This window comes from Mycobacterium sp., from assembly GCF_044342925.1.
Lineage (GTDB): Bacteria > Actinomycetota > Actinomycetes > Mycobacteriales > Mycobacteriaceae > Mycobacterium.
The window spans coordinates 1-7,416 of the sequence record NZ_JBIIOV010000163.1 but is presented as its reverse complement, the minus strand read 5'-3'; the positions used below and the strand labels follow the sequence as shown (position 1 = coordinate 7,416).

Genomic DNA, 7,416 nt, shown 5'->3' with positions numbered 1-7,416 from the left:
CGCAACGAATTGCACCACTTCGCCGTTGAACTGCGGAAACTCGCCTACACCATGCCCGCCGGACACGAAGACCGGTTGATTCATCTCAGCGAGCGGATGGCGCAGCGCGCCCGACAAGCGCTGCGTTCGGACACTGTGTAGGGAGCGACCACCGGCGCTCTCGGGGGGAGTGAGGCGCGCCGGTGGCCGCTCAACTCCATTGTTCACAGATTGCTTGAAAACTGAAGGTGTTTTTTCACCTGAAAGCGCCGGAGCGGCTTTCCAGTCCACCGGGCACCGGCGTGGCACCTTGCGTCACAGAGACATCACATGTAACGCATGCATCAATAACACCGACATCACGGTCAAGTAACTACCGCGGTCAACCGCGCTGTGCGACCGGAGGCCGGGATGAGACATCTGCTTCGCCACCTCGCCATGCTCGTCGTGGCGACCCCGATCACGGCGGTGGCCGTGGTGGCAGCCCCCGTCAACGCCGCTCAGCCCGCGTTTTTCGAGCCGCAGCTGGTCACGGCGTCCGCGGCCCCCCAGGCGGCGGTCGCCGGTGCCGTGCGGGACGTTCGGCGCGCACTGTCGGCGGGCGTCGGGTCCGAGCGGTTACTCCAGGTCGAGACGATCCGCCTCAAGCGGGTGATCAGCGCCAAGTTCCCGGAGATCCGCGACATCGGCGGGTACCGGGCAGACAGCATGAAGTGGCATCCCAACGGGCTGGCCATCGACGTGATGATCCCGAACTGGCAGACCCCGGCTGGCCGGGCGCTCGGTGACCGTATCGCCCGGTTCGCCCTGGACAACGTCGACAAGTACAAGATCGAAGGGGTCATCTGGCAGCGGACCTACCACCCGGCTCACGGGTCGCCGCGGCTGATGTCCGATCTGGGCGGCCCGGACGCCAACCACTACACCCACGTGCACATTGCCACCTACGGCGGCGGTTACCCGAAGGGCAGTGAGGTCTACTTCGACTGAGGTCTATGTCGACTGGGCGCCGAGCTTCGCCAGCAGCAGTGCCTCGGTGACGGCGGCGCGTTCGAGCACGCCCAGGTGCAGGCTCTCGTTGATGCTGTGTGCCTGGGTGCCCGGGTCCTCGACTCCTGTCACCAGGATGGTGGCGTCGGGGAACGCGGCGGCGAATTCGGCGATGAACGGAATCGACCCGCCCATGCCCATGTCGACGGCGTCGACACCCCAGGCTTGGCGGAATGCGGCGCGGGCGGCGTCGTATACCGGTCCGGTGGCGTCGATCGCGTAGGGCTGGCCGATGTCGCCGGGGGTGACGGTGACCCGCGCACCCCACGGCGCGCGCGATTCGAGATGCCGGCGAAGCGCGTCCAGGTGCGCGCCCGCGTCACCGCCCGGGGCGACGCGCAGGCTCACCTTGGCGCTGGCCCGCGCGATGAGGGTGTTGGACGCTGTCGCGATCGGGGTCGTGTCGATGCCAATGACGGTGATGGCCGGTTTGCCCCACAGCCGTTCGGCAACCGTCCCGGAACCGATCTCGCCGACCCCGTCGAGCAATCCGGATTCGGTGCGGACCCAGTCCGCATCGCGGTCGACGGGCGCGACCGGCGACTCGTGCACGCCGGCCACGGCGACATTGCCCTCGTCGTCGTGCAGGGTCGCCAACAGGCGGATCAGCGCAGTCAGCGCGTCCGGCACCACCCCGCCCCACAGCCCCGAATGCAGGCCGTGATCGAGCGTGGCCACTTCGACGACGCAGTCGGCCAGACCACGCAGTGAGACCGTCAGGGCGGGGCACTGGGCGGTCCAGTTGTCGGAATCGGCGATCACGATGACGTCGGCGGCGAGCTTGTGCTGGTGCGCGGCCAGCAGCCGGGACAGCGACGGTGAACCGCACTCCTCCTCCCCCTCCACGAACACCGTCACCCCGACCGGGGGCCGTCCGTCGTGCGCCCGGAACGCCGCCAGATGAGTGGCGATGCCGGCCTTGTCGTCGGCGGTACCGCGGCCATAGAGCCGGCCGTTGCGTTCCGTGGGCTCGAACGGCGGCGAATCCCATTGCGCCGCATCGCCCTCCGGCTGGACGTCGTGGTGGGCGTAGAGCAGAACGGTCGGCGCACCGGGCGGGGCCCGGTGGTGGGCGATGACGGCCGGCGCGCCGCCCTCGCTGACGATCTCGACGTCGCCGAAGCCGGCGTCGCGCAGCAGTTGGGCGACCTTCTCGGCGCTGCGGTGAACATCGTCGCGGCGCGCGGGGTCCGACCACACCGACGGGATTCGGACCAGATCCTCCAGGTCGCGGCGAACCTCGGGCAGGACGGCGCGGACGCGATCGATCAGTTCCATACCGACGAGATTAAAGCGTCTCCAGGATGGCCACAGCCGCCGCGGTGTCACCCTCGTGGGTCAGCGACACATGGATCGTCACGTCGGCCAGGTGCTCGGCGACAGCGCCGGTGAGGCGCACCTTGGGCCGGCCCCACATGTCGGTGATCACCTCGATCTCGCGGTGGATGCCTTCGGGCAGCACCGGCCGCTGAGCGAACCGGGACCCCGACCACGCTTTGATGACCGCTTCTTTGGCCGCCCACCGGGCGGCCAGGTGCCGAGCGGCCAGCGACGTCTTGTCCGCGGCGTCACGCCGCTCCCCGGGAGTGAACGTCTCGGCGAACACCGTGCCGGCCTGGTCGACCTGCTCGGCGAAATCGGGAATGAAAACCAGGTCAATCCCCACACCTACTATCGCCACGGGGTCAGACCTTAGCCGCTGACACGAGCGCGCTGTCGTTCACCCCAGGCGTGACGCCGGATCGAGCAGCATCGTGGCCTCGGCGGCCTTATCCGCCCCGCTGTGGTCGAACCGGCGCTCAGGCCGCTCGTACATGGCGGAGCCGCCCGCGATGGCCTCGGCCAGCCGACGCTGGCCTGCGAGCACCCGATCAGCGGCCCGCTTGCGGTAATCCTCGCGCTCCTCTGCGGGCAGCGCGGCCAGGAATGCCTCGGGGTGCACCAGCGCCACCAGACCCGACACGTGCCCGAAGCCGAGGCTGGTCACCAGGCCGGCCTTGAGCGGGAAGCGCTCACCCAGCCGCAGGGTCTGCCGGGGCCAGACCAAGTGGCTGGCGACAGCGAGCTCGTCGTCGACGCAGTCCAGGCTGCGGTTGGGCGGTACGACGCCGTCGCGCAGGACCTGGCACAGCCCCAGCATCTGGAACACCGCGGCGCCACCCTTGGCATGCCCGGTGAGGCTCTTCTGGGAGATCACGAAGAGCGGCGCGCCGGGCGACCGGCCGAGAGCGTCAGCCAGCCGTTCGTGCAATTCGGTCTCGTTGGGGTCGTTGGCCAGCGTCGAGGTGTCGTGCTTGGAGATCACCGCGATATCGTCGGCCCCCACCCCCAGCTGTCGCAGTGAACGGGCCAGCCCCGACTCGCGCCCGCCCCGGCCGGCGCCCAGGGCACCCAGACCAGGCGCCGGGATCGAGGTGTGCACACCGTCGGCGAAGCTCTGCACGTAGCCGACCACCGCAAGAACCGGCAGGCCCATCTTCAGCGCCAGATCGCCGCGGGCCAGCAGGATGGTGCCGCCGCCCTGCGCCTCCAGGAAGCCCAGCCGGCGACGGTCGTTGGCGCGGGAGATCTTCGAGTCGCTGATCCCGCGGGCACGCATCATCTCGGTGTCGGCGGTTGCGGCCATGTCGGCGAAGCCGGTGATGCCGTCCTCGGTCATGTCGTCGAAGCCACCGGCCACGACCAGATCGGCCTTGCCAAGGCGGATCTTGTCGACACCCTCCTCGACGGAAACCGCCGCGGTGGCGCACGCACCGACCGGATGCACCATGGCGCCGTAGCCGCCGACGTAGGACTGCATCACATGTGCGGCAAAGACGTTCGCCAGCACCTCCTGCAGAATGTCGTTCGACTTGGGGGTACCCAGCAGGTTGCCGTGGAACATCTTCTCCATGCTCGTCAAGCCGCCGATTCCTGAACCCTGGGTGCTGGCCACCATGGTGGGATGCACCCAGCGCATCAGTTCCGCGGGGCTGAAGCCGGAGGACAGGAACGCGTCCACCGTGGCGACCAGGTTCCACAACGCCACCCGATCGACCGAGGCGACCATGTCGGGACTGATGCCCCAGACCGTCGGGTCGAAGCCGGTCGGAATCTGCGCACCGACGCTGCGCGGGAGCTTCGCCTTACGCGGAACCCGAATCTCGGTGCCCGCCTTGCGAATCACCTCCCAGTCGCTGGATTCGCCGATCGGGCGCACCACGGTGTGTGCCGGGTCGAACGACTCGAAGGCGCGCGCCTCGGCCTCGGACGACACCACGAACCGGAAGTCGCGGTCTAAGAACACACTGACCAACAGGTCGGTGGAATGGTCGGCCGCCAGGACGCCGTCATCGACGAACTCCCGGATCCCGCAGCGTTCCACCACGGCATCGTGGAAGCGCTCGACGATCTCCTCCTCGGGAACGAGATCACCGGTGGCGGTGTCGTACCAGCCCGGCTTGGGATCGTTCTCCCAGGCGAGAAGCCCGGTGGTCCAGGCCAGTTCGAGCACGCCGGCGGCGGACAGTTCGTTGTCCACCTCCATCTCGAAGCGGGTGCGCGACGAGCCGTAGGGCCCCAGTTCGGCACCGCCGACGATGACCACCAGGTCAGCCGGATCGACGTCGAGATCCGGCCAGGCCGGCGGCGGGCAGCCTCGGTTACCGCGCGGGGGCGACGGCAGCGCGGCGATGGTGCCAGCGGTGTCGACGCGCGATTCCTTTGCAGCGCCTGACATCTCCTCGCGGGCCCGGGCGGCAAGCTCGGCCATATCCAGCGCCACGTCGCCCAGGCCGCCGGTCAGGTCGACCTTCAACGGCGCCGACGCGGCGGCGACCTTGGCCTCTACCGCGCACAGGTCGAGCAGCATGGCGGCCATCTCTTCGGTGGTGTAGGTGATCACCCCTGCGGCCTCGACGGCGTCGACGATGGCGTCGTTGTGGCCCATCAAACCGGTGCCCTTGGTCCACCCGATCAGGGCGTGCGCAATCGTGACCCGCTGCGCCCAGGACGATTCCGCGCCCCAGCGCGCCGCCACGGCATCCAGCGCCGACTTGGACTCGCCGTAGGCGCCGTCGCCGCCAAACATTCCGCGGTTCGGTGAACCGGGCAGCACCACGTGCAGCCGGGAGGCGATGTCGTGTTCGGCGCCGATCGCCGACAGCCCGCTGACGAGGCGCTCCACCGCCCACAGCAGAACTTTCATCTCCATCTCGAAACGCGAGCCCGCCTCGGACATGTCACCGGCCACCCGCGGCGCGGCGAACGGGAACAGCAGAGTGGGCGTAAGAGCGTCCTTGACGTGGATCGACATCGGGCCGAGGTTCTCGGTCTGCTCGTTGCCCACCCAGGAGATCAGTGCGTCGACATCGGCGTAGGAGGCCATGTTGGCCGGCACCACCCACAGCTGCGCTCCGAACCGGGCATGGCTGCGGTAGAGCTCTTTGTAGAACTCCAGCCGGTCGTCATCGAGGCGGGAGGTGGTGGCGATGACGGTGGCACCGCCGTCGAGCAGTCGGGCCACCACCGCGCCGGCGATGGAACCCTTCGACGCGCCGGAGACCACCGCGACCTCGTCGGCGTACCGGCCCGGTGCCGGGTTCTCGGCACCGGCGGCGACCCGCGCGAACAGCGAGGCGTGCACCAACCGGCCGGCGGCCAGCGCGCGAGCGCGCCACCAGTCGGCCTGGGTGGCCACCACGTGCCCGGCACCCTCGAAACGCTCGGCCAGCTGCGGCCAGTCGGCGTCGATGTCGTCCTCGTCGGACAGCCACAACCGGACCAGGTCCTCCCGAGCGCTCGCCCAGCGATCGTCGAGCAGCACCGCCTTACGGGAGTCGAACGCCGGGGCGACCAGACGCGGCCAGTCCGCACCGAGTTCAGCGGAAACAAGATCGAGCAGTTCGGTGTCGGCGACCGCCGACGGGGTGCTGACCGGGGAATCGATCCCCAACTGCCCCAACACCATCCGCGCCGCGGAGGCCAGCACACCATCGCGGCCGGTGACGGTCTCGGCGAACTCGTTTAGCGCTGCCGAGTCGACCGCTCCGCCCGCCGGGCCGCCGACCGACGGCAGGGCCACCGCGATACCGCGCCGCGCGGCCACTGCCGCGACCGCACTGTCGATGGCCTTGTCCACCGCCGCGGCGTCGATCAGCGGACCTTCGGTCAGACCGCCCAGCGAACCGCCGCGCACGCTGCTGCCTTCCCTGGTGCCCAGCGCCAGTTCGACGCTGACGTGCTTGGCCCAGCCGGGGCCGAGCTCCCACGTCTTGGTGACCCTGTCGGCGATCGCGCCCGGACGCCTACCGGACGGGCCGAGCGCACTGCGCAACTGGTCGTTGACCGCGTCGCTGAGCACCGGGCCGAACGGCTTGTAGGTGCGCGCCAACTTGGACACCTGCCCGCGCAGCGAAGTCAGGTCGGCTTCGGCCGCACCGTCGATGGCGCCGAGGTTGAGCTCGGAGCCGAGATCGACCAGAAGCTGATTGCGCCGCGAAGAAGCGCCGTCGGTGATCGACTCGATGGAGTCCACCGGCTCGATCTGATCCATCCGCATCTTCGCCGACAGCGCGATCAGGGCCACGGTGGCGTCGGCGGCGTCGAACGGAATATCTTCCGGACGAGGCGAATTGGACGGCGCCGCGGTCGGCACGGGAGCCGGGGCGGCCGGGGCCGCAGGCACTTCGGCAGCGGCGCTGGGCTCGTCGGCGACCTCGGGTTCGGGCTCAGGATCGGCGTCGCTGGCGAACAGCACCGCGGCATCGCGCTCGGTGTTGAGCACTTGCACCGTGCTGTGTGCGTATTCGGGGAGCTTCAGGGTGTTGGTGGCCAGCCCGGCGACCGTCGGAGCGGACTTGACGCCGATCTCGACGAACCGCTCGACCCCCAGGCCGCCCGCGGCTTCCTCGGTGAACAGCAGGTCCTGAGTCTCGATCCAGCGCACCGGGCTGGCGAACTGCCAGGCCAGCAGTTCGATGACCAACCGGCGACCAAGTTCCCCGGGCCGCTGGGTGATCCAGGTGTCATAGTCGGCGAGGATCTCGTCGAGCGGCTCGGCCGGCACGAGATCGCGGATTTCCTGGATGAAGTCGCGGTCGAGGCTGAACAGCCGCGGAACCAGGTTCGGGATGTAGCGGCCGATCAGCACTCCGGCGTCGGCGTCGACGGGCAGGATGCGTTCCAGCGAGCGACGGAACTCATCCACCCCCACCTTGAGGACGTCGGAGTGGAACGGCACGTCGATGCCGGGCACCTGGATGTAGGCGCGGCGCCCGCCGGCGATCTCCACCCGGCGCTCGACTTCATCCTTGAGGGCGTCCAGACCGGCCACCGTGCCGGCGATCGCGTACTGCGATCCGCGCAGATTGAAGTTGACGATCTGCAGGAACTCTCCGGTGCGCTCGG

General features: G+C 69.2%; 4 protein-coding genes. 1 reads left to right on the top strand and 3 read right to left on the bottom strand.

The window, feature by feature from the left end:
- The first annotated feature begins 390 nt into the window (after nucleotides 1-390).
- A complete protein-coding gene (locus tag ADBZ6I_RS14635) occupies nucleotides 391-969 on the top strand; it encodes a VldE C-terminal domain-containing protein (protein ID WP_526385064.1) in 579 nt (192 codons plus the stop codon).
- Nucleotides 970-972: 3 nt separating this feature from the next.
- Here ADBZ6I_RS14635 and ADBZ6I_RS14630 read toward each other — a convergent pair whose 3' ends face one another.
- The 3 genes from ADBZ6I_RS14630 to ADBZ6I_RS14620 form a co-directional block, all read right to left on the bottom strand.
- Nucleotides 973-2,307 (bottom strand): dipeptidase, encoded by a 1,335-nt coding sequence (locus ADBZ6I_RS14630; RefSeq protein ID WP_526385062.1) that lies wholly within the window; start codon nucleotides 2,305-2,307, stop codon nucleotides 973-975.
- A gap of 10 nt (nucleotides 2,308-2,317) precedes the next feature.
- Complete coding sequence (gene acpS / locus ADBZ6I_RS14625; protein ID WP_526385060.1) at nucleotides 2,318-2,710, bottom strand: holo-ACP synthase AcpS; 393 nt, start codon at nucleotides 2,708-2,710, stop codon at nucleotides 2,318-2,320.
- Nucleotides 2,711-2,749: 39 nt separating this feature from the next.
- A partial coding sequence (locus tag ADBZ6I_RS14620; RefSeq protein ID WP_526385058.1) for a beta-ketoacyl synthase N-terminal-like domain-containing protein occupies nucleotides 2,750-7,416 on the bottom strand: 4,667 nt, incomplete at its 5' end.